Here is a 19,811-nt window from a genome sequence, read left to right on the forward strand (position 1 = left end):
TCCTATCAATCAATTCGAATAAGGGGAACGGTACGGACTGACCGGCAAGGGCATAGGCCCGCTCAGGTCTTCAAACAAGTAGCGCAGGTAGGCGTTACCGACGTACTGGCGATAGTCCTGGGCGTTGTCGAGACCGACTTCGCCACCCAGGTAAAAGCGCGAGCTGAGGCGGTATTCGGCGGCGGCGTTGAGGCTGTAGCCGATGCCGGTTTTTGTATCTTGGGCATAGTTCGGATTGCCCCGGGCACGCTGAAGCTGATCATGCCCCGGGAAATAATCGACTGCATCTTGCTCGATACGCTGGAGGCCCACCGAACTTTTTATCTGGTAGCTGAAGCGATCGAAGCTCTGCGCCCAACGCACCGGCACACCCAGGGAGTAGAAGCCCTGCGGGCTGAAGTAGCCGCCCTGGCCGTAGGTGTAGTAACCCTGGTTCTCCTTGAAGCGCATGTACGAACCGCTGAGACCAAGGGTCAGGGTGTCGGACTGGGTATTGCGCAGGTACCAGTAGATGCCGCTGCCCAGTTCCAGGCGGGTGTTGTCTTCGACGTTATTGCCCAGCATCTCGTGCAAGGAGGCGTAGCCATACACACCGAGCTTCTGGTTGTCGTAGCTCAGGTCGCCACGCCCGCCGTTGGCGGTCACGCCGCCCCATTTTTCCCCGGTGCGCTTGTCTTCGGAACCGGCAAAGGAGGTCACGCTGTCGGTGACCGGGCGCCGGGAAACGTTGACGCCATAGCGGAAGTTGGAGCCTTGGGAGAACGGCCGCGAGACGCTGGCGCCACCGACGATGGTGTCGTACAGGAAGCCCAGTGGGCTGACACCGATGTCAGCCTTGAGGCCTTCATCCGGGTTCTCCACGGCAACGGCCAAACCGACACCGGTGTCGCTCTGCGAGCCCGTCGCGTTGGCAGTACCACCGCCAAACCTTGTGGCGGAGTCGGTTTTCACGCTGCCGGAACTCAAGTGCACCGGCGTTACGCGCAACGCAACGTTGAGGTCACCCACGGGCATGCGCGCTTCGAACGGCGCCTCGACGTCGGTGATTTTGCTCAAGCCGCTTTCACCGTTGTTGCTACGAACGCTCAAGCCCTGCACCAGATAACCGGTGCGATCGCGCAGGATCGTATCCAGCGCACGACGCGCCGGGCTCAGGTTGGCGGTGTCGAGCGAAGCAATGCTCGACGGCGCCTCAAACGGCTCATTCAAGTTGTTCGGCACCGAACGCCCGGAGGTCGCCAAGGCGTTCTCCGGCACGACATTGGTCGGTGCATCAATCGGCGGCGGCACTGCACCGGCGACGGTCAGGTCGGTGACCTGACGACGCTGGCCCGGCAAGCCCACGAAGGGGTTGTAAGCCACGCCCTGGGAACCGGCCTGGGCCAATTGCGTTTGGCTCTTCTGGCTGTTCTCAATCGCCAGGGCCTTGCGCAGCAACGCAGACGCTTCGTTGTTTTTGCCCAGCCCTTGATAGATGCGTGCGGCCGACGTGAGGATCTCGGGGTTACCCGGCTCCAGCGCCAGCGCCTTGTCACTGGCGCTTTCCGCCAGGCCACGGTCACGGCCTTGCAAGGCGATATCCGCCAGGCCCAATTGCAGGCGAGCGTTGTTCGGGTTCTGCTGGATCAGCGGTGCATAAAGCTCCATGGCTTTTTTGCTGTTGCCGCTGGCCGCGTACATCCGCGCCAGAGCACCTACCGCCAATGCATCGTTGGGACGCTGGGCAAGGGCTGGCGACAGCATGTCGTAGGCCGCGACCAGGTCGTTTTTCTCACGCAAGGCGTCGGCCTGTTTGACCCGGTACAGGTAGATCAAATCGTCGTAACGCTGGCGACCGGTTTCACTCAACGGCTGGCCCTGCACTTCGCGCAGGATGTCACCCGCCTCGGTGTAGTGGTTCGCCTTGAGCAGCACATTGGCGTACAGCAGTTTCTGGTCGATGGTCGGGTTCGGATTGTTATCCAGAACCTTTTGCATGATGTCCAGGCCCTGCTGCGTCGCGCCGACTTCCACATAAGCGGCAGCCAGAACCGCCAGGCGCTCGGGCTTCTGCCGGGTCATGGCTTCACTGCGGCCCAGCAGCGCGAGGGCTTCCGGGCGCTGGCCACGGCGGGCAGTTTCGATGGCGATGTCGGTCTGCTTGTGCAGCGCGATATCGATGCCCAGCTCGTTCATGTCGGCGGTACGTTGCCCAACAGGGATACGTGCCAGGGTCTCTTCAGCTTTCTTCCACTCGCTCAACTCGGCCGACAACAGCGTGCTGGTGTACAGCGCGTCCGGCTGGTTCGGTTGCTTGGCCAGCAAGCCGTCGATCAATGCACGGGCGTTGCGAATCTGGCCGTCGCGCAGGTAAATGCGTGCCAGGGCGAAGCGCGTCCAGGGGTTTTCCGGGTCGGCATCGAGGGCTTGTTTGTAGGCAGCTTGCGCGGCTTTCAGGTCGCCCCGTTGCTCGGCCAGTTTGCCGACTTGGGTGGCGCGCAACGCGGTGATTTTCACGCTCGGCGCGAACTTGGCGCGCTCGGCGGGCGACACCGAGTCGATCAGCTTCAAGGCTTCTTCCGGCTGGCCCGATTGGGAAAGAACGTTGATCAAACCACTCAGTGCATCCGGGTCGCCAGGATGGCGCGCCAGCACTTTGCGGTAGCCGGCTTCGGCGGCGTCGAACTGATTGTCCTGAGCCTGGAAACCCGCCAGTGCCACGGCAGCGCCGGGCTGGCCAGGGTTCAGGCGTTCGGCCTGGGCCACCAGGTCACGGGCCTGGCTGGTGCGGCCGCCACGCTGGGCGTCACGGGCCTGGTTGAGCAGGTTCCAGTAGCGCACATCATTGAGCGCCGACTGCCACGCCGCGCCACCCGGCAAACGGGTGGCCTGCACCAGGTAGCTTTCAGCCTCGCTGAAGCGCTGCTGTTGTTGGCGCAGCACGCCCATGCCGCCAAGGGCATCGACGTCGTTGGATTTTTCGTTGAGGCGCGCCGCCAATAGCGGCTCGGCGGTTTTCAGGTCGCCGTCATCCAGCGCCTTGAACGCCTTGGTCATCTTCGGGTCACGCTGCCAACCGGCGCCGCCCTTGCCTTGGGCGATGCCCTTGCTCATCAGCGCACGGATCTCGGTGTCGTCCGGGTGCGCGGCAAGAAACTGCTGGAACAACGGCACCTGGTCGCTCTTCGGCGGGCCGAGCCAGATCAGCGCAAAGCGCCAGGTTTCATCGGCGTTGCCGCCCACGTCGTTGTTCGATGCCAGCTTGGCCAGCGCGCGGATGCCGTCGGCACGGGTAGCCGGGTTACGCGCCAAATGCTTGGCCAGAAACAGCGCCACAATCGGGTCATTCGGCCGCTCGCGGGACAACCGCTGCAAGCCGGCAATGGCTTCGTTCGTGCCCTTGGACGTGAAGCCCAAGGTGTTGTAGTACTCGCGGGCGACCAGGCCTTGAGGCTGGCGCCCCTGGAAGATCTGGCGATACAACGCCACGGCTTGTTCGCGCTCTTCGTCAGGCTCGCCCAGCTCGCGGGCCTGCTCCAGCAACTTGGCGTTGGCCGGAATATTCAGGGTGATGTCCTGCTCCAGCAGCAAGGCCTGGCGCGGCACCGGGCTCAACGCCTGCAGGCGGGCCAGGTACTTTTGCGCTTCGGCCGGGCGCTGTTGTTGCACCGAAATCAGGCCGATGCCGTACAGCGCATCCGGTTGCTCAGGGCTCAGGCGCAGCAGTTTCTGCCAGGTCTCGAGGGCACGTTCCGGGTTCTTTTTCGACTGCCAGTAATAGCCCTGCTCGATCAGCAGGCTTTGCGGGTCAGTGGTTTCGGCAAAGCTGGCGGTAGAAGCCAGGGCGGCCAGAATCGCAATGGCTAGCGTGTGACGGCGCATGCTGACTCCCAGGATAATTTCACTGTGCCGTCTTGTTCGAAACGGTACTTTTGATCAGCGAAGCCCTGGCCGAACAGGCTGAGCATGTAGTCGTAGTAAATCGGCTGGGCACTCTCCGCCGCCGATGGCGCCAGGGCCTTGGCGAGGGCGTCGTCGACCTTCTGCTTTTGCAGTTGCGCCAGGGCGGTTTCGCCCCGGGCCTGGAAGAAGGCCATGGTGGAGGCCGAGAAACCCATCGGCGTGTAGCCGTTGTTTTTCTCGACTTCGCCAGTCAGCACATGGACTTTCTCTGGCGGAAAACCGGTGGCCGACGAAGCGGTCGCCCGGGAAATCCCGCCCAACGCCTTGAGCATCGGCGCGGCCAGCGGATCGCTCTTGGCGGTCATGCCGGCCCAGAGGTAGGTGCGGATCGCGTCGTAGCTGCCCAAGTCATCGGAAAACGGATCGACGATAAACAGCCCGGTGTTCGCGCTGGTAGCGCGATAACCGACCCAGTTAGCCGCCAGGCCATGGGGATTGCTCGGCAGGTCGGCGAGCATCTTCGCGTTGCTGTCGGCCACTTCGTTCCAGCCGGCGTTCGGGCGCTCTTTGGCAAAGCGGCGCAGTTGCGGCAGCACCTGATAGCTTGGGTTGAAGCGCCACAGGCCACCCGGATGCGCATAGCCCACCGGCCCCGGCAACAGCATCTTGCCCAGGCCCGGCACACGCACGATCAAGTTGCGTTCAACGTTGGCCAACACCAGTTGCGCGTCGCTGCGGTACTGCGGTGCATTCCACACACGCGCCGCTTCGAGCAAGGCGTAAGCCATCCACAAGTCGGCATCGCTGGCGGAGTTGGGGTCGATCGCGCCCCACTTGCCGTCGGCGCGCTTGCCCCACAACCAGGCCGGCAGGTTCTGGCCAATGTCGGCACCTGCCATGTTGGCCTTGGTCCAGGTCCAGAGCTTGTCGAAGGTCGCCCGGTCGTTGCCGACCAAGGCAAAGAACATCGCGTACGACTGCCCTTCCGAGCTGCTTTCCGTCGGTTTCATGGACGAGTTCAACACCCGGCCATCGTCCTGGATAAAGCGCTTGGCGTAGTTCTGCCACAGCGGCCAATCACAGGTCTGCGCCTGGGCTGCACCGGCAAACATGGCTGTACCGATCACCGCCAGAATCGCGCTACGCAAAGGGCTCATGCCAACCGCCGTTTTGCACGTGAACGCAGCGCCAGGTAGATCAGGCAAGTCAGCACCAGCAGACCCAGGAAGGTAATCGCCAACATCCAGCCCAGGTTCTGGGACAGCTGCCATTGCATGAATTTGAAGTAGTTCAGGTTGCCGACGTAGTACTGCTGGTCCGCAACCAACGAGCTGATCTGCGTGCCCTGCACCACCGCCAGGCTGCCCTGGATCGAGTCTTTGTAGTCGTCACCACCAATCAGTGCCGAGGTCGCTTCAAGCAGCCCCTGAGGTTGGTTGCTGGCGATCAGTACCACACTGCGCCCGGGCTTGAGCGGCGATTGGAAACCGGCGAACCAGGTGCTGTTGCTCAAGCCGCTGAAGGTGATACCGGCATTGGCCGGATGCTGGTTGGCCGTGGCGTCGGGGCTGATCCAGCTGCGCACATAACGTGGCAGGTCAGACAGCAGGAAGTGGTGCTGCGGGCCGTCACTGGTGGCCGGCAGGTACTGCTGCCATTGCTGCAACAGCGGCTGGTTGCCGCCGGTGGCGAGCACCAGCAGGTCTTTGTCGGCAACGCTTTGCACGTCTTTGGCCTGCACCACTTTGACGGCGGTGGCCGGGTAGCCGGTGGACTCGCCGAAGCGGCCCATCACGGTCAGATAAGCGCTCAGCTCGTCGGTGCCGACGTTGTCCGGCATCACCACCGCCGACTCCGAAAGGTCAGCCAGGCGGGTGAACGGGAAGCCGGAATCGTTGAACACGCCCAGGTTCGGCATGGCGATAAAGTGCTGGTAGTTGGTCAGGTCCAGGCTCGAGTCCGGGTCAATTGCGCCGCGCATGTTGTCGACGATGATGTCCCGGCATTCGCCTTCCTTGATGTAGTCGTACATGAAGCGCAGTTGCAGCTTGGACTTGGGCGAAGCCGAGCTGATCGGCAACAGGGTCGTTACTTCACGGGGCAGGGTTTCGTCTTTCTTCAGTTGGTCCAGCAGGCTTTTCCCGCCGCCCAGGTTGCTCACCGACGGCAATGCGACAGACTTCATGAACTGGTCATTCAGGCCAATCAGCAAGGAGGAGTTGGTGGACACCTGCTGCGGCGTGTAGCGGTATTTGACGTTGAGCGGCACGCCCTCTTCACGCCAGTTGAACAGGTCGGGCGGCAGGCGCAGGTCGACGCTGATCGGGCCCGGGTTGTAGCCGGAGACGTTGAGTTTTTTCAGCTCCACCAGTTCGCCAAGGCGTACCGGGCGGTTGCTGGGCAACCAGTTCGGCGCGTCGTACGGCGTGCGCGGGGCCAGGGTGTCGAGCTTGGTGATGACCACGCTGTTGCCGGTCAACACCGGGTTGCCCAGCACCACGGCGGTGGCGGCACGCTTGAGTTCTGCGCCGTCACGGCCGGAGACGATCAGCAGCTTGCCATTCGGGTCGTTGGGGTTGGCGATCAGGGTCAGGGTCGGCCCTTTAGGCTCGGGAACCGCCACACCGTGCACGTCCACTGCCTGAGTGCTCTGCACCAGTACGATGGCGTTGCCCTTGGCCGGGATCTCGCCGAGGGTGGTCGGGAACGTCGCGCCACGATAGCTGGCCATGCCGCCTACCCACGACGACAGTGCACCGGCGGCTTCCAGCGCGGCGTTGTCGGGCGCGGTGGCAAACACGAACGGCAGGCTGACCTGGCGTGCATCACGCTTGTCGAAGAACGGCAGCGGCAGCACCGACAGGTCGTCTTTCAAGACGATCGGCTGCACCTGCACTTTCAGCTCACTGCTGTTGCTGATCTTGGCCCACAGGCTGCTGTGCAGCGGGTCTTCACAGGACATGGTGTAGTGGCCGATGAACTGCAGGCTCAAGCGGTTGAATTCGGTGATCAGGTGCGCCGGAATCTGCACCAGCTTTTCCTGCGGGATGCCCGCGCCGTCTTTGGGCAGCGGCAGGCTGGCCGCGACTTCGTCGTTGACCAGCACGTTGATCTGCGACAAGTCCGCCAGCAGCGCCGGCGAATAGCTGTACTTGAGCAGCAGTTGCGCGCCCTTCACTACTTCATCGGCACGGATGTCGAAGTTGACGCTGTCGGACGCTTCCACGCCTTGCAGGTTCATGGTGTCGCGACGGCCCAATTGCTTGAGGGTCAGGCTGTAGCCGTCATCAGTGCTCTGCACCGCAACGGCGGGTGCGGCGGCTTGTGCCTGCGAGCCCAAGCCCAGCAGCGAAGCGATCATCAGCGCGAGCACGCCGCGCGACTGCGGGCGGGCAAATATCGTGGAAGTCATGGCTTGTCCATCAGCGTATCGAGCGGTTGTGAGGGAGTGCGGCGCAGGGCCAGACGCAATTCATGCAGCGTGGCGCGGCCCAGGGTAAACAGGCCGCCGATGCCGATGGCACCGACTTCACGCAGGGCAGACAACGGTGTATCGGGCTGCCCGGCGCCCCAACTGGCGGCCCAGGTATCAGCGCGGGAAAACGTCAGGCGGACCAGTTCGCTTTGTTGGCGCAGGGACAGTGCATCGAATTGCGCGCCAATTTGCGCGCCCTTGCTGAACACCACCCGCGCCTGGAACAGGCTGTCTTGGTCGTTGCGCGACAGCACCAACTGCACCGCCTCGCCCTGGGCAATTTCGTGCCCGTCGGCGAGGATCAGGCCGAAGCCGTTTTGCGAGAAATCCTGAGTGGTGCCCTTGAGCACACGGCCGTCGGCGCAGATCACACTGACCGGCAATTTAGCGCTCACCCGCGGCTCGGAACGCACTTGCCGCGCCTCGGAAGCCACCGCCACTGCAGCACTGGTGATGATCAGGTTGTAGAGGGTCCAGGTCAGGTTGATCGCCACGGTGACCGCGGTGGACGCATCGCCCCAGATCAATTGATAGACACCGAAGCCCAACCCGACCAGGTTCACCGCCAGCAGCACCAGGTACGGCCGGGCGAGTTTCCAGTCGAAGAATTGCTTGTCGATGATCCCGCCCTTGTCGGTGACGTTGAAGCCACCGGCCTTCGGGTTGACCAGCGCCACCAGCACCGGCGGCAGGATGTACCAGGCCAGCACGGTCTCGTAGACCTCGTTCCAGAACGAGTGGCGGAAGCGCCCCTGGATCCGCGAGTTGGTCAGGCTCGAATGCACCAAGTGCGGCAGCACGTAGGCGACGATCATCAGCGCCGAAGCGTGGAAAATCTGCGCGCCAAAAATCAGGTAGGCCAGCGGCGCGGTCAGGAACACCAGCCGCGGCAAACCATAGAAGAAGTGCAGCATGGCGTTGGCGTAGCAGATGCGCTGGCCCCACTTCAGGCCCTTACCCAGCAGCGGGTTGTCGGTACGGAAAATCTGCGCCATGCCCCGCGCCCAGCGGATGCGCTGGTTGATGTGGCGCGACAGGCTTTCGGTGGCCAGGCCCGCTGCTTGCGGGATCGCCAGGTAAGCGGTGTTGTAGCCCAGGCGGTTGAGCTTGAGGGCGGTGTGGGCGTCTTCGGTCACGGTCTCGACGGCCACGCCGCCGATTTCCAGCAACGGCTCACGGCGGATTACTGCACACGAGCCGCAGAAGAAGGTCGCGTTCCACAGGTCGTTGCCGTCCTGCACCAGGCCGTAGAACAGCTCGCCCTCGTTGGGCACCGCGCGGAAGGTGTCGAGGTTCTTTTCAAACGGGTCGGGCGAAAAGAAGAAGTGCGGCGTTTGCAGCATCGCAAGCTTGGGGTCCTTGAGGAACCAGCCCAGGCTGACCTGCAAAAAGGAACGGGTCGGCACGTGGTCGGCGTCGAACAGCGCGATGTATTCGCCGTCGGTGACCTTCAACGCTTCATTGAGGTTGCCGGCCTTGGCGTGGAAATTGTTGTCGCGACGGATGTAGTTCACGCCGATCTTGCGGCAGAAATCGCGGAAGTCGTCGCGACGGCCATCATCGAGCACGTGGACGCGCAGCTTGTCCTTGGGCCAGTCCATCGCCTGGGCGGCGAAGATGGTCAATTTAACGATGCTCAACGCCTCGTTATACGTGGGGATGAACACGTCGACGGTGGGCCACTCGGACGGTTCAGTCTTGAGCCACACCGGCTCGCGGCGCAGCGGCCAGGCGGTTTGCACGTAGCCGAAGATCAGCACCACCAGCGCGTACAACTCGGCGAGCACCAGGCCGTAGCCGAACAGCATATCCAGCCAGGTTTCAAACCCCAGGGTGGAGGTCAGCCGCCAGTACATGTAGCGCAGCGACGCCACCAGCGACAACACCACCAGCGCGAGGATCGCCATGCGCCCGGGGATCTTGCGCAGCACCAGCACCGCGAGGAAGCACACGGCGGCAAACAGGCATTGGCTGTAGAGGTCCAGCGGGGCACTGACAATGCTCACCAGCAGCATGGTACCGACCACGCAACTGACCACCACCAGCACTTTGCGCAGCGCGTCGGGCCAGCGATTGAAGCGCGAAATAGCGGCGTCTAGACGCTGTTCAGCGCGCCCCGGGGTGTGGGGCGTAGATGACGTAGTGTCGGTCATGGAAGGTCCGAATCGATGCGTTCGAGCAGCGTGCGGCACAGGGCATGAATGTCCTGGCAGCCGAGACTGTTGACGGTAGGGTCGAGGGGATCGCGGCCGTAGGCCTGGGCTTCGCTGAACGCCGGGTCACGGTGGACCGTGCCGAGCAGTGCATCGCCGAGGCGCGCCTTGAACACTTCGGCCATGTCCAGGCTGAAGCGGTGGGCGCCGTCGAGTTGGTTGATCACGTAGTAACGCTGTGGCGGTTTCTCGCGCTCAAGGTACGGCGCCAGCACGCTGTCCATCTGGGCCAGAGTACTGAACGAAGAGACATCCGCCTGCACCGCCACCAACACCACATCGGCCAAGGCCATGGCCTGACGCAGGTACACCGTGTTGCCGGCCGGCACGTCGATCACTAGCGTGTCCTGGCCATTCAGGCGCAGGCCGGCCAGGCGCTTGGGCAACCACTGGGCTTCTTCGCCCAGCCAGCGATTGAGGTTTTGTTGCTGCTCGTTGTTGGTCTCACCAAACGCCACCAGCCGGCAACCGGCAAAGCCGCGCTCGGCCAGGCCTTCCCACGACTCATTGTTCAGGCTGGTTGCGCCGATACCGGGCAAATTCAGGCCCAGGCACAAGTGATGACGCAGGGCGTTTTGCGGGTCCAGGTCCAGCGCCAGCGCCGGGCGACCTTGACGCTGCAAGCCACTGGCGATAGCGGCGGTCAGCGTGCTGCGACCGACACCGCCCTTGAGCGAGACCACCACAATCACCTTGGGCGACGACTGCTCCGAGTACACCTCACCGGTCGGCCCTTCCACCACTTCGGGCGGTTGCACGTGACCGGCTTCGGCCTGGGTCAGCTCTTCGAGCAAGCGCAGCAACGGCGCCGACGGCGGCTCATCCAGCACAACCGGGGAAGCGGCCTGGGTTGGGGTGGGCAAAGCGTCGAAACGCTCGACGACCACGTCATCTTCAAGATAATCGTGGACGGCCTGCATCTCCCGGTAGCCATTTGGATTGGCGCCCAGCTTATTGAATAATTTTGAAATATCGTCTGCGCGACTCACCCACGGCCCTCCCCAGTTAATACGCTTTAAAGGCGATAAAAAGGTCAGCGCGTTGGCTGACCTTGGTTTTTCTAGTTATGTGTTGGCAGGCGGCATTCTGTGATATCAAACTGATGGTGTCAGTATTTTGATGCTTTCTGAACAATTCTTTCCGACGAGTGGTTTTGTGTCGATTTTTTGACTTATTTGTTGTTGTTTTACCATTCGTTTTAAGATCATAGGGTTGCAATGCCTTTTCATGAATTTTTCTGTCCGGTCGGACAAGAAAACCGCTTAGCTGACGAACCAAATTACAACTAAATAATTAGTCGTTGTCGCTCTGCAAAAAAGGAATTAAACGATTCCGCTATTAATCTGACGCTTAATATTTCGAAACAGAATACGGTAAGACTCGCCGTATTCAAGGGAAAAGCGATAGCCGTTATGTCGATAACATCTAAGGAAAACGCGCTTTCGCACTAATTTCTCTAAAGGCTGTGTTTGCGTATCACGTTGTATGCAATCCCCTTCTCAACACATACCGAGGCGGGGCCCAAGCTGGATGTTCAGCAAGTGCTGTCGACGGTGGACGATGGTGGTGGCACGGCGTGCGGCGTGGAGAATGCGCGAGTGACTTACCTGGATTCCCATGGGCAAAAGCGGGCGTTTGAGTACATAAAGTTTGCGGACTCCTGTAACGAAGGCCGCTAACAGGGTGAACAACAAACCTGTGGCGAGGGAGCTTGCTCCCGCTGGGCTGCGAAGCAGCCCCAGAAACAGTGGGAGCGCTACGCACTCCAGCGGGAGCAAGCTCCCTCGCCACACGATCCCACCTGAGGCTAAATTGCTTTAACCGCGAATACGGTGCTCGGTGAACTCATAATCTTCCTGGCAATCGCCAGTCGGGTCCGCCGCCACACTCACGTAATGAACCGTGTCGGTGTCGACCATCTTGTAGGTGTAGATATCCGGCGTACGCACACCATCCGTTCTCAACTCATTCTTGCCGTTGGCCGCAGACCAAGTGCCGTTCTCGGTTTGAATCGGCTGGGTTTGCTGCGCATCACGGAAAAACGTGATGGTGAAGCGGCCGTCGGGCTTGAGGTTATTGTTCCAGGACAGGAACTGGCACTTACCGCTTTCTGCACGCAGGCCTTTCCATTGGCCGACGAGGGCCGGGTCGTTGGCGGGCTTGTTGGCGGCGCAGCCACCGAGGGTGGCGGCCAGGACGATAAGAGCCAGGGAGAGATTCCGTTTCACGTGGTGCTTCCTTCTATAAGTGCATTCGTTGCGCGACAGCGCTCAGGATTGATCCTGATAGATGCCGATGGTTCGTTTGGTTGTGGAATCGTAGAGGTGAAGGTTGGTCACGCGTGGCGCGCCACTTCATCCTGGGACGACTGACAAGGAGTGGCATGTTGCCACTATGCGCAGACCTTTTCCAGTGATCCAGCGCATGGGATTTGCGGGGTTGGGGTGGCTGAAACGAGGCCGAGCAGAGAAAACCCGAGCGGTTGCAAAAATAGTCAGAATTCAGGGGTTTACAGATGCTTGCCAATCGCTATAATCGTCGCCCTAACACGCCGGTATAGCTCAGTTGGTAGAGCAACTGACTTGTAATCAGTAGGTCCCGGGTTCGACTCCTGGTGCCGGCACCATAAAGAACAACGACTTAGGCTCACCTTACGGTGGGCCTTTTTCGTTTTAGGCTTCCTTCAATAGAAACTTTCCCCGTTCGTTCCCCGTTTCGCTAGAAGACTGGTGACCCCACCCACGTCATTCATTCGCACGACAAACCATTTCACTCACCTATACCTCGCATCACCACCCCGGATCAGGGTAGTGGTCATTCATGGGGTGTTTCGCGAAAGGGGGTTGTCCGGAATTCTCAGTAAATAGCCTGGGCTCCCATTCCGGTATGGCAGGTACTTGAAAAACTACCGAGGCTCCGGCGGCTCCCTTTTCCGCCTATAAGCGCATTTCCCTTATTACGCGCCTTGGCTCAGCTCCCCGCGAAAGGGCGCGCCGGGCGTCCTTCGTGAGCTGGTCGAGCGCTTGCTCCTCGAATGCCGCAGCCATTGCGCTGGCCTTCCTGACAATCAGCAGCGCCAGTTCCGGCGGAAACGCTACCTTGTCGGTGGGCAGATAATCACAGTCAATAACGGACACGGCTCTATCCTCGATGCGCGGTTGATGCTGGCGCCTGAACGAATTAGGGTCAGCAGATGACCTGCAGATGTTACCAGCGGAGCGTGAGCAACTACCTGGAAAACGGGGGGTTGCCAAGCTGGCAAGTCGAACGGCTTCCGCTCCAGGGTGAACAACTCGTTCACCACCTGCTCCGACCTGCTGTCAGGTCGCTGGAAGCCCCGGAAAATACTTGACGAGCATCAAGCACCAGCACTCCACCTTTAACGCTGGAAGCGGTGCATTGCTTGGGCTGCGGGCAACTTGCCCGTGTTCTGTCGTCGGAAATCCGTCTAGTGCCTGTCTAGTATTGCCTGGCGCGCTAAGCATTTTTCTGGCCCGGTATTTCACCACCCCATCTCGCCAGGATATTGATCGAGCATCCACCTTGACGGCCGCCTCCCGAATTTTAGACGGGGTTGGTGCTGGTCAGGCTGCCCGAATGCTCGCAAAGCCTTGATCTGCGCGGCTTTCAACGGTCCAGCCGCTGATGGCACCGGATAAATCCGTCAAGACCTGTCAAGAATTTCGTCAAGGCTGGTCAAGGATTATGGCCGCGTTTACCCGGTTCGATCGTGTACTACTTGTCCCGCAAGTGACTGCCGCGGTTTGACCCTGTTTCTGGACGAGGTAGTTACCCGGCCGCGTGCCCGGTTTGCCGCCAGCCTTTACTGGCTTTGGCCCGCGGGCCGAGTTGGATGAGCTGCGGCGTCTCCAGCCGTCCAGAGCCTGTCCAGAGCCTGTCCAGAATCCTAGCCTGAGTCACGACTACCCAGGCTGCCGGCGACGGTCAGCTCAGCAATGCCCTTGCGAATGAACACCAGGTTCTCATCTAGCGTTTCCAGCGCGCCGCGCACGTTGTTGGCAATGTCTGCCGATCCGCGCTGCTCGACCCAGTTGGAAAGCTCCTCCACCGCGGCGCCCAGGGCGAGTTGGTTCTGGTTGAGGCGGTCGAATAGGCTGGCGATTAGTTTGGTGTCCGTCATGGTGGTTCTCCGTGTTTCGATGAAGCGTAGCACCGGCGCCTGGAGAACCGTCTGGGGTCTGTCGGGGGTGTGAGACGGCCAGACAGCCTACTTTGACGCAGCCCTCACGGAATAAGCCTCATACGCCCACCCCACGCGGATTCCGTCTCATGCCTGTCTCACATTCCGTCAAAGTGTGGTCAAAGTAAAAGCCGGCGCCAGGGCATAGGCATAGCCCATTACCTTTGCGCGCTCGAAACCGTGTTGATTCCTACACAGAGTGTCGTTTTCTACACGCGTGGACCTGACTAAACCTGACATGGAGTCGACCGCGGTAAAGCGTGCGAATGGTGGTTTTGATGTGGTCATTCATGGGGTGTTTCTCGACGGCGGGTAGGTTGCCAGTGGAAACCACTACAAAACGCTGGAAACCACAGTGGAAACCAGCGCCTGGCAACTATAACTTTTGATAACAGGCTGGCGGCCTGGTTCGCACCAGGTTCGCGTTAGAGGGTGCGAACCTCAGTGCGAACCTACCTCCGGTGCGCACTCAGAATACGTGATAGCGGCGCGCAATTTGCGCAATTGCTGCGCAGTAAACCGGTGCTCCATTGCTGGCGCTGGGGCCTATACATCATCGCGCTGACATAACTCGATCTGCTGTTACACCGGCTGTTACATGGCCTCAGTGCGTGAATATGCTGCGTGAAGGGGGCGTGAAACGTTGCCGGGGGTATAGCTTCGCGCAGGCCCGGTGCGCGATGGGCAGTGCGCGAAACACTGCGCAACACGATGCGGCCGGAACTGGGCGCCAGCCTGCCATGGGGCTGTTTAGCAAATCGGTGGGCGCCATCGACTGCTTGGTTCTCCTTCCATCTACAATGGTCGTGACGGAATAGCGCCTAAAGAGGTTCTCTGGATGAACGACAAGCAAGGCGAATTGCTGGATGGTCTCGATTGGTATTGGGCTCGAAAAGTAGAAGCTCATCGAGGTTATGAATCGTTGGACGCCGCGAGTTTCAACGGTAACGCTCGCCGATATTATGGTGAGTATTTTTTATATCTTGTCAGCGCAATTGAGCTTCTGAGCGATTTTGACAAGTCATTCAATGACTGTATCGAAACCGCACTTGATGGATACGGTGGGCAATCAGGGAAGAATAACTTTCAGTACCTTCGGCTCCTACGCCACGCGATGATTCATAGAGGCGCAGATATTACGAGTGCTGGCGTCAAAGTAAATGGCACAATTTGCCCGCTGGCTCCCCCAACGCTTACAGCGATGGGAGGAAAGAGCTTTATGCGGTTCTCGCCTTTTTTGACCGTGGTGATTTTTTTCTGTGAGGCCAAGATCGGGCCTGCTATTGACGATTTTATGGAACGCAAGAGCTTGTGGAATCGAGATCCTGCTGTATCACTTGCAGTGGCATTGGATATGTTGAGAAATATGGAGCACGCCTCAGCAGCGACAAAACACCAGTTGGAACAGATGATGAATGACCAGGCAAAACTAGGTGCCTTGCCGTTCAGCACATTTCAAGAGCTTCGAATCTCTTTGAAATCTGGGATGTCATCAGAGGCTGATTTGCAGGGCCTGCTCAGCGAGTCAGAAGCATGGTGGGCGTTTTACCGGAGCAAGCTATAGCGGTATTGGTGATGCTTACTTGTAGCATCTGTATTGCACCCCAAACCGTGGATACCAGAGTGGATACCGTGAGTGTGATGCCGCTGCCTACTGGAGGTCTGGCTCGGCTTTTATGCCCAACGCTATTGCCGCACGGTGGGCCTTTCCGCGATACCCCTTTTTCGCTCCCGACAAAACCTGATACGTGGTGGCGGGGTCGAGGTCATGTTGGCGGGCGAACTCCTGGACACTGATGCCATGGGCGCGCAGCCAGGTTTTAGCCTCACTTGGCGATCTGAGTGTTTTCATCTAGTAGTCCAAATTGGTATGAGTTTGCTCAATTCTAGCTCTTCGTTGGGCCTTTGTAGTCGGGTGAAATAGCCTGATCTGGTCAGCACCAGCGACTTAACAAAACTTAACCTTTTTTCGCGGCCAGAACCTGCCGCTGGCCTGCCGAAGCTACTTGTCAAAACTTGACACCGGAGCGGCGCAGGAACCTATCAAACCTGTCATCGAGCTCGCACCAGAACCTTACAAAACCTAACATCGGTTCGATGTGCGGAGCATGTCGCCATGTTGAGAAATGTTGAGATCGGATCGGCCTGTAGAGGGTGGCCACGTTCGCCGCCTGTTAGCAAAAGTTAGTCCCGTGGGAGGTTGGTCAACCCGTCACCCTGTTAACAATTGTCAGGGTTAGTGATCGACGGGCGACTCCGTGACGGAGATCCCTATGACGGATGGTAACCAGGCTATGTGGTTACTTTTGGTGATTACCTGAGTGGGTACCGGGCGACGCCAACGTCGGCTTCATCGAGCATATGTAAACCGTTGAACTGCTGAGAAATACAGCTTGTCGATGTCGAAACCACTAATGAAAGGGTCTTGGCAGCCTTGGGAACGATATAGGTATGTCAGGTTGCATACAGTCTTCGCTGCGAGCTTGATGATGTCGTCATCGTGAGCTTGGTTAGCCTGAGGTTCATATGTGTATCTGCTGCTTGTAAATAGGTTGCTGTTGACCTCTAACGTCTCCAAGTCATGCCGATCAAACAGGTAGGCTCGGATCTCGGGAGCTAGCGCTTCAGCAAATTGAAATAAGCCGTGGCCGTTAGAGCCTTTCGGCAGAAGCGCCCTGTCGTACTGATAGCTCTCGTTCAACTTCCCCGGATTTCCAGCGACGACCGCGAAAAAGCTTTTGAGGCAGATTTCAAGCGAAAGAGCGGAAAGAACGCAGGCCAAGCCCATTCGCCCCTGAGTCGCTGTAGCCGCAACAGAATAGTAATCGTAGGCCGTTTGAATCATATAGGGCCTGAAATCTACTTTAGGTAGACCTTTAACGTCAGGGCGATAGCGTAAGTCCATGTGCGTAAGCCTTTTGGTGATTGCAGAGACTTCTTGCGACGTGCTTGTCGAAACAGACGATTTGGTCTGAGTGAGACCATATCGTCTGTCTCGGCTTCTGGAGGCTTGTTAGAGACACGCCTTTGAGGATCTTAGGGCGATCTCTTTTCCTGAGCCGAAGTCGAGATAAGCGCGCTGGTAAAACTTCACAGAGCTACCTGACGTGTTTTTTGCGATCTGTAGGATTTCATTTGTATTCATGTCATTGCCACTGATCAGTCGATAGCCGGTTTCGGTTTCTGACATGGTTGCGTCAGGGCGCGACTCTTGCCACTGAGGGAAAACACAGAGCGCGTACTTCTTCGGGGATTTTGCGGTGGTAGCCGAAAAAGTCGGGCCCTTTTGAATCAGGCTGTTAGGTGAGTAACAGCCTGCCAGGAGGAGGGTAGAGGCTGCGAAAATTGCTACTCCGACAAAGCGCATGGGTCGTCGTCCATTACTGATGAGATGTGGAAACTACCATGCGCCTGGTGTAAGCCCCAATTAGTGACGCTTTTCTCCGATAACCTCTCCGCTCGCAGCCATCGCGAAAATGCGACGCCATTGCTCTACGAGTTCCGGGTCAGGATTGAGTGTGGTCTTCATCATGTTGCTGACTGTGGGGTGATGCCCTCCAGCGGCGTTAATCAGCTCGTCTGTGGTGAGCCCATAGATTGAGCAGAACTCTTCCCACGCTGCCTTAGCTGAGGCGACCTGATCGAGACACTGACCTAAAATCACTGCTCCGGCATTGGACATATTGGCCGCCATCGTGAGTGCTATACCGCGCATCTCACTTTCAAAAATGTGTGCGACGCGGCAAAGCATTCGGAAAGTGTTTAGGTATTCAAGATTGGTCACTTCGACTGTTTCGGTGGGGCAGCTATTCATCAGCCGCTTTAGCTCATCAGTATTTCTAGAGCCGACTGCTCGAATGCTCAATTTCACTCGTTCTGCAATATCCATCAATTCACCTTTGATTTTCAGCTTCCCGGTTAGCCCATGCGATTTCACACTTGATCCTCAGCATAGATCGCGGCACTGATGATCGCGCCTCCTACCCGCCGCTTGCCGTAGCAGAGCGGTACCGGGTTACCGGATGCGGTGGTGTTCTTGGCGCTACCGAAGGCGTAGCCGGGGGTATTCTCTGGCGCGGCGCTGGTCTTGAGGCCCGTGGCTTGAGGGCTCAGCATCTGGATCACGCCGCCGGCGGCGGTGCCAATCCCGGCACCCATTACAGCCGTTGCGGCGGCACCTGCCGTCATGAATGACGCGACAACAATGAGGACTATTCCGATCACTGTTTGCAAGACGCCTGCCCGTTTGCTCCCCGATATAATCGGCACAATCCTTATTTCTCGACAACCACCAAGTCCAAACTCGTCCTCGCCAACATTCTTCCGGTTGCGGAAAACCGCAAACTCCAACCCTCGCGCCTTGGCGCTAGCTATATCCTGTGCGAACCCCGGGTGATTTACATCTATCGCCTTCATTGCCTCGCGGGTGTCCCCGTGGCTGGAAAGCAGGAAAGTGTGTTCCCTGCCGTATTTCTTCGCGAGCGAACCGCCCAATAGAACTGTTGTTCGCGGGGTGTACTCGATAACTAATGCCGCCATGGTTTATTTCTCCTACTTATCGTTGTTGGCGTGGGTAGGTACTTCGGCGCCGATCTGCATGGCGAGCATCATTCGGGATGCCATGGCGTCGTCACGGATAGCCTTTTCACGTTCTGGATCTGGATTCCACGCCCAGCAATGGGTTGACACAAACGCTCGAGCGAACGGCTCTATTGGTTTCATCAGATCGGCGGCTATACAAGCCTCGTCTTCGGTGTAATACGGGCCATCGATCTCCTTACGGCCACCCTTGACGATGTGGTCAACGCCCCAGACGTAATACCCCGCCACCGCTTTCGGGTTGATCAAAAAGTCAGTCACCTTGCACGCCTCGGCGAAACGCTCCCGGTGCGTGGGCGCCTGGCCCGTTGTATTGCTGCCTTGATTCGTCATGTTTTCCTCTATGCGCCGCTGGCGCAGGTCATGGGCTGGTGCCCTGTGGTGTTGCTCGGTGTCGCGCCACGTTTTCGTGATTCGCAAAACGTGGCGCGGAAATTGGTCAGTTGCCGACGATGCTCAGGGCTGGCGGCAGCTTTGGGCCGAACGGCGCACCGGGGGCGAATGGGTCGGGTAGTTGGTCTTCTGGGCATTCCCTAATGAACCGGATCATGGCGGCGTGGCAGGCGCGATACAGCGGACCACCGGCGCCCCATTCGTCGCTCTTGCGGTCGGCGCTGTCCTCCAGTTGGAAGAGGTAGGCCACTCCTCGGAGGCTGGTGTCGCCGTCTGCGCTGGCCTGCTGGCGATGTACTGGGTTGACGCCCAGCAGGTCGCACATCTGGTCGAAGCCCAACGACTGCGCCAGCCCCTCGCGGTCGAACATCAGTGATTGGCCAAACCCTGCGAGTGCGCTCCACGCTCCGCTGCGGGTAGCCTCCTGGTGTTCGCTGGCCTGCTCCTCCAGTTCCGCGATGGCCTGCCGGGTGAAGGGGAGGAATGCTTTCAGCTTTCCCGCTTGCCGGCGTAGGGCTCGCCGTTCACCGCGGATAACGTCGAGCTGGTCAGCAATGGCGCGACATATTCGCCGGGTGGTGATGAGCTGCGTGGCGGCGCTGATGCCGGGTTTCATACCGATGTTGCACAAGCGGGTGATAAGGCTGGGCGTCATTGGTGCGCCTCCATTGGTGTGGCGTCGTAGCTGGCGCGCAGGTGGGCGCCAGCCGTGCAATAGCGGCCCGTGGGCGCGTAGCAGCTCCGACAAACCATGATGTGGTCGAGGTAGCGGTCACGGGCGTGTCGCCATTCGGGCGTGGCGGTGGCGGCATTTGCGTGTGGGCTTGTGATGAACCGGGGAGTGCGCTCGACAGGGTTGGCCAGCACCAGGCGCGGACGAGGCCGGCTATCCACTTTTGGCGAGTCGACCCCGGCGATAGCTGGCGGCATGTGATCGAGCAGGCCGGAAAGGAGACTCATGGCGTCACCTCGGCCTGATTGCGCCACTGCCCATATGTGTCTCTAGAAAAAAATCGGGGGAACGGGGGAACAGTGGGAACAGCCAATG

Annotated in this window: 17 protein-coding genes and 1 tRNA gene; 3 read left to right on the top strand and 15 right to left on the bottom strand. The window is 59.4% G+C overall.

Annotation, left to right across the window (positions count from 1 at the left end):
• Window positions 1–9: 9 nt before the first annotated feature.
• From CEC48_RS14115 to bcsQ, 5 genes are read right to left on the bottom strand one after another with little or no spacing between them, the layout of a single operon-like run.
• Window positions 10–3,861, bottom strand: coding sequence for a cellulose biosynthesis protein BcsC (locus tag CEC48_RS14115; RefSeq protein ID WP_088424323.1), 3,852 nt, complete (start codon window positions 3,859–3,861; stop codon window positions 10–12).
• Window positions 3,843–5,039 carry a cellulose synthase complex periplasmic endoglucanase BcsZ gene (bcsZ, locus tag CEC48_RS14120; protein WP_088424324.1) on the bottom strand — a complete coding sequence of 399 codons (1,197 nt, stop codon included), beginning with the start codon at window positions 5,037–5,039 and terminating at the stop codon, window positions 3,843–3,845. Before bcsZ ends, CEC48_RS14115 begins: the two co-directional genes overlap by 19 nt.
• Window positions 5,036–7,294 (bottom strand): cellulose biosynthesis cyclic di-GMP-binding regulatory protein BcsB, encoded by a 2,259-nt coding sequence (gene bcsB / locus CEC48_RS14125; RefSeq protein ID WP_088424325.1) that lies wholly within the window; start codon window positions 7,292–7,294, stop codon window positions 5,036–5,038. Before bcsB ends, bcsZ begins: the two co-directional genes overlap by 4 nt.
• On the bottom strand, window positions 7,291–9,510 hold the full coding sequence (gene bcsA, locus CEC48_RS14130; protein WP_088424326.1) for a UDP-forming cellulose synthase catalytic subunit: 2,220 nt from the start codon (window positions 9,508–9,510) through the stop codon (window positions 7,291–7,293). The genes bcsB and bcsA overlap by 4 nt, the downstream gene beginning before the upstream one ends.
• Window positions 9,507–10,490, bottom strand: coding sequence for a cellulose biosynthesis protein BcsQ (gene bcsQ, locus CEC48_RS14135; RefSeq protein WP_088424327.1), 984 nt, complete (start codon window positions 10,488–10,490; stop codon window positions 9,507–9,509). Before bcsQ ends, bcsA begins: the two co-directional genes overlap by 4 nt.
• A 561-nt stretch (window positions 10,491–11,051) precedes the next feature.
• Here bcsQ and CEC48_RS14140 point away from each other — a divergent pair.
• Complete coding sequence (locus tag CEC48_RS14140) at window positions 11,052–11,249, top strand: DUF2790 domain-containing protein (protein ID WP_256579719.1); 198 nt, start codon at window positions 11,052–11,054, stop codon at window positions 11,247–11,249.
• Window positions 11,250–11,387: 138 nt separating this feature from the next.
• Here CEC48_RS14140 and CEC48_RS14145 read toward each other — a convergent pair whose 3' ends face one another.
• A complete protein-coding gene (locus CEC48_RS14145) occupies window positions 11,388–11,798 on the bottom strand; it encodes a hypothetical protein (protein WP_088424329.1) in 411 nt (136 codons plus the stop codon).
• A gap of 322 nt (window positions 11,799–12,120) precedes the next feature.
• Here CEC48_RS14145 and CEC48_RS14150 point away from each other — a divergent pair.
• A tRNA-Thr gene (locus CEC48_RS14150) sits at window positions 12,121–12,196 on the top strand.
• Between the two features lie 310 nt (window positions 12,197–12,506).
• Here CEC48_RS14150 and CEC48_RS14155 read toward each other — a convergent pair.
• Both CEC48_RS14155 and CEC48_RS14160 read right to left on the bottom strand, forming a co-directional pair.
• A complete protein-coding gene (locus CEC48_RS14155; RefSeq protein ID WP_088424330.1) occupies window positions 12,507–12,707 on the bottom strand; it encodes a hypothetical protein in 201 nt (66 codons plus the stop codon).
• Between the two features lie 770 nt (window positions 12,708–13,477).
• Window positions 13,478–13,711 carry a hypothetical protein gene (locus CEC48_RS14160; protein ID WP_088424331.1) on the bottom strand — a complete coding sequence of 78 codons (234 nt, stop codon included), beginning with the start codon at window positions 13,709–13,711 and terminating at the stop codon, window positions 13,478–13,480.
• Between the two features lie 898 nt (window positions 13,712–14,609).
• Here CEC48_RS14160 and CEC48_RS14165 point away from each other — a divergent pair.
• Window positions 14,610–15,335 (top strand): hypothetical protein, encoded by a 726-nt coding sequence (locus CEC48_RS14165; RefSeq protein WP_088424332.1) that lies wholly within the window; start codon window positions 14,610–14,612, stop codon window positions 15,333–15,335.
• An 87-nt stretch (window positions 15,336–15,422) separates the two neighbouring features.
• Here CEC48_RS14165 and CEC48_RS14170 read toward each other — a convergent pair whose 3' ends face one another.
• From CEC48_RS14170 to CEC48_RS14205, 7 genes are all read right to left on the bottom strand, one after another.
• A complete protein-coding gene (locus tag CEC48_RS14170; protein ID WP_088424333.1) occupies window positions 15,423–15,623 on the bottom strand; it encodes a DNA-binding protein in 201 nt (66 codons plus the stop codon).
• 498 nt (window positions 15,624–16,121) lie between these two features.
• Window positions 16,122–16,676 carry a hypothetical protein gene (locus CEC48_RS14175; protein ID WP_088424334.1) on the bottom strand — a complete coding sequence of 185 codons (555 nt, stop codon included), beginning with the start codon at window positions 16,674–16,676 and terminating at the stop codon, window positions 16,122–16,124.
• Window positions 16,677–17,198: 522 nt separating this feature from the next.
• Window positions 17,199–17,660, bottom strand: a complete 462-nt coding sequence (locus CEC48_RS14185) for a hypothetical protein (protein ID WP_141099676.1) — start codon at window positions 17,658–17,660, stop codon at window positions 17,199–17,201.
• A 44-nt stretch (window positions 17,661–17,704) separates the two neighbouring features.
• Window positions 17,705–18,310, bottom strand: a complete 606-nt coding sequence (locus tag CEC48_RS14190) for a tail assembly protein (RefSeq protein WP_088424337.1) — start codon at window positions 18,308–18,310, stop codon at window positions 17,705–17,707.
• A gap of 12 nt (window positions 18,311–18,322) precedes the next feature.
• A complete protein-coding gene (locus CEC48_RS14195) occupies window positions 18,323–18,703 on the bottom strand; it encodes a hypothetical protein (RefSeq protein ID WP_088424338.1) in 381 nt (126 codons plus the stop codon).
• Between the two features lie 106 nt (window positions 18,704–18,809).
• Window positions 18,810–19,418: a hypothetical protein gene (locus CEC48_RS14200; protein ID WP_088424339.1), complete on the bottom strand. Its 609-nt coding sequence runs from the start codon at window positions 19,416–19,418 to the stop codon at window positions 18,810–18,812.
• Window positions 19,415–19,723, bottom strand: a complete 309-nt coding sequence (locus tag CEC48_RS14205) for a hypothetical protein (protein WP_088424340.1) — start codon at window positions 19,721–19,723, stop codon at window positions 19,415–19,417. The genes CEC48_RS14200 and CEC48_RS14205 overlap by 4 nt, the downstream gene beginning before the upstream one ends.
• Window positions 19,724–19,811 lie beyond the last annotated feature (88 nt).

The organism is Pseudomonas sp. K2I15, assembly GCF_002204795.1.
Classification (GTDB): Bacteria; Pseudomonadota; Gammaproteobacteria; order Pseudomonadales; family Pseudomonadaceae; genus Aquipseudomonas.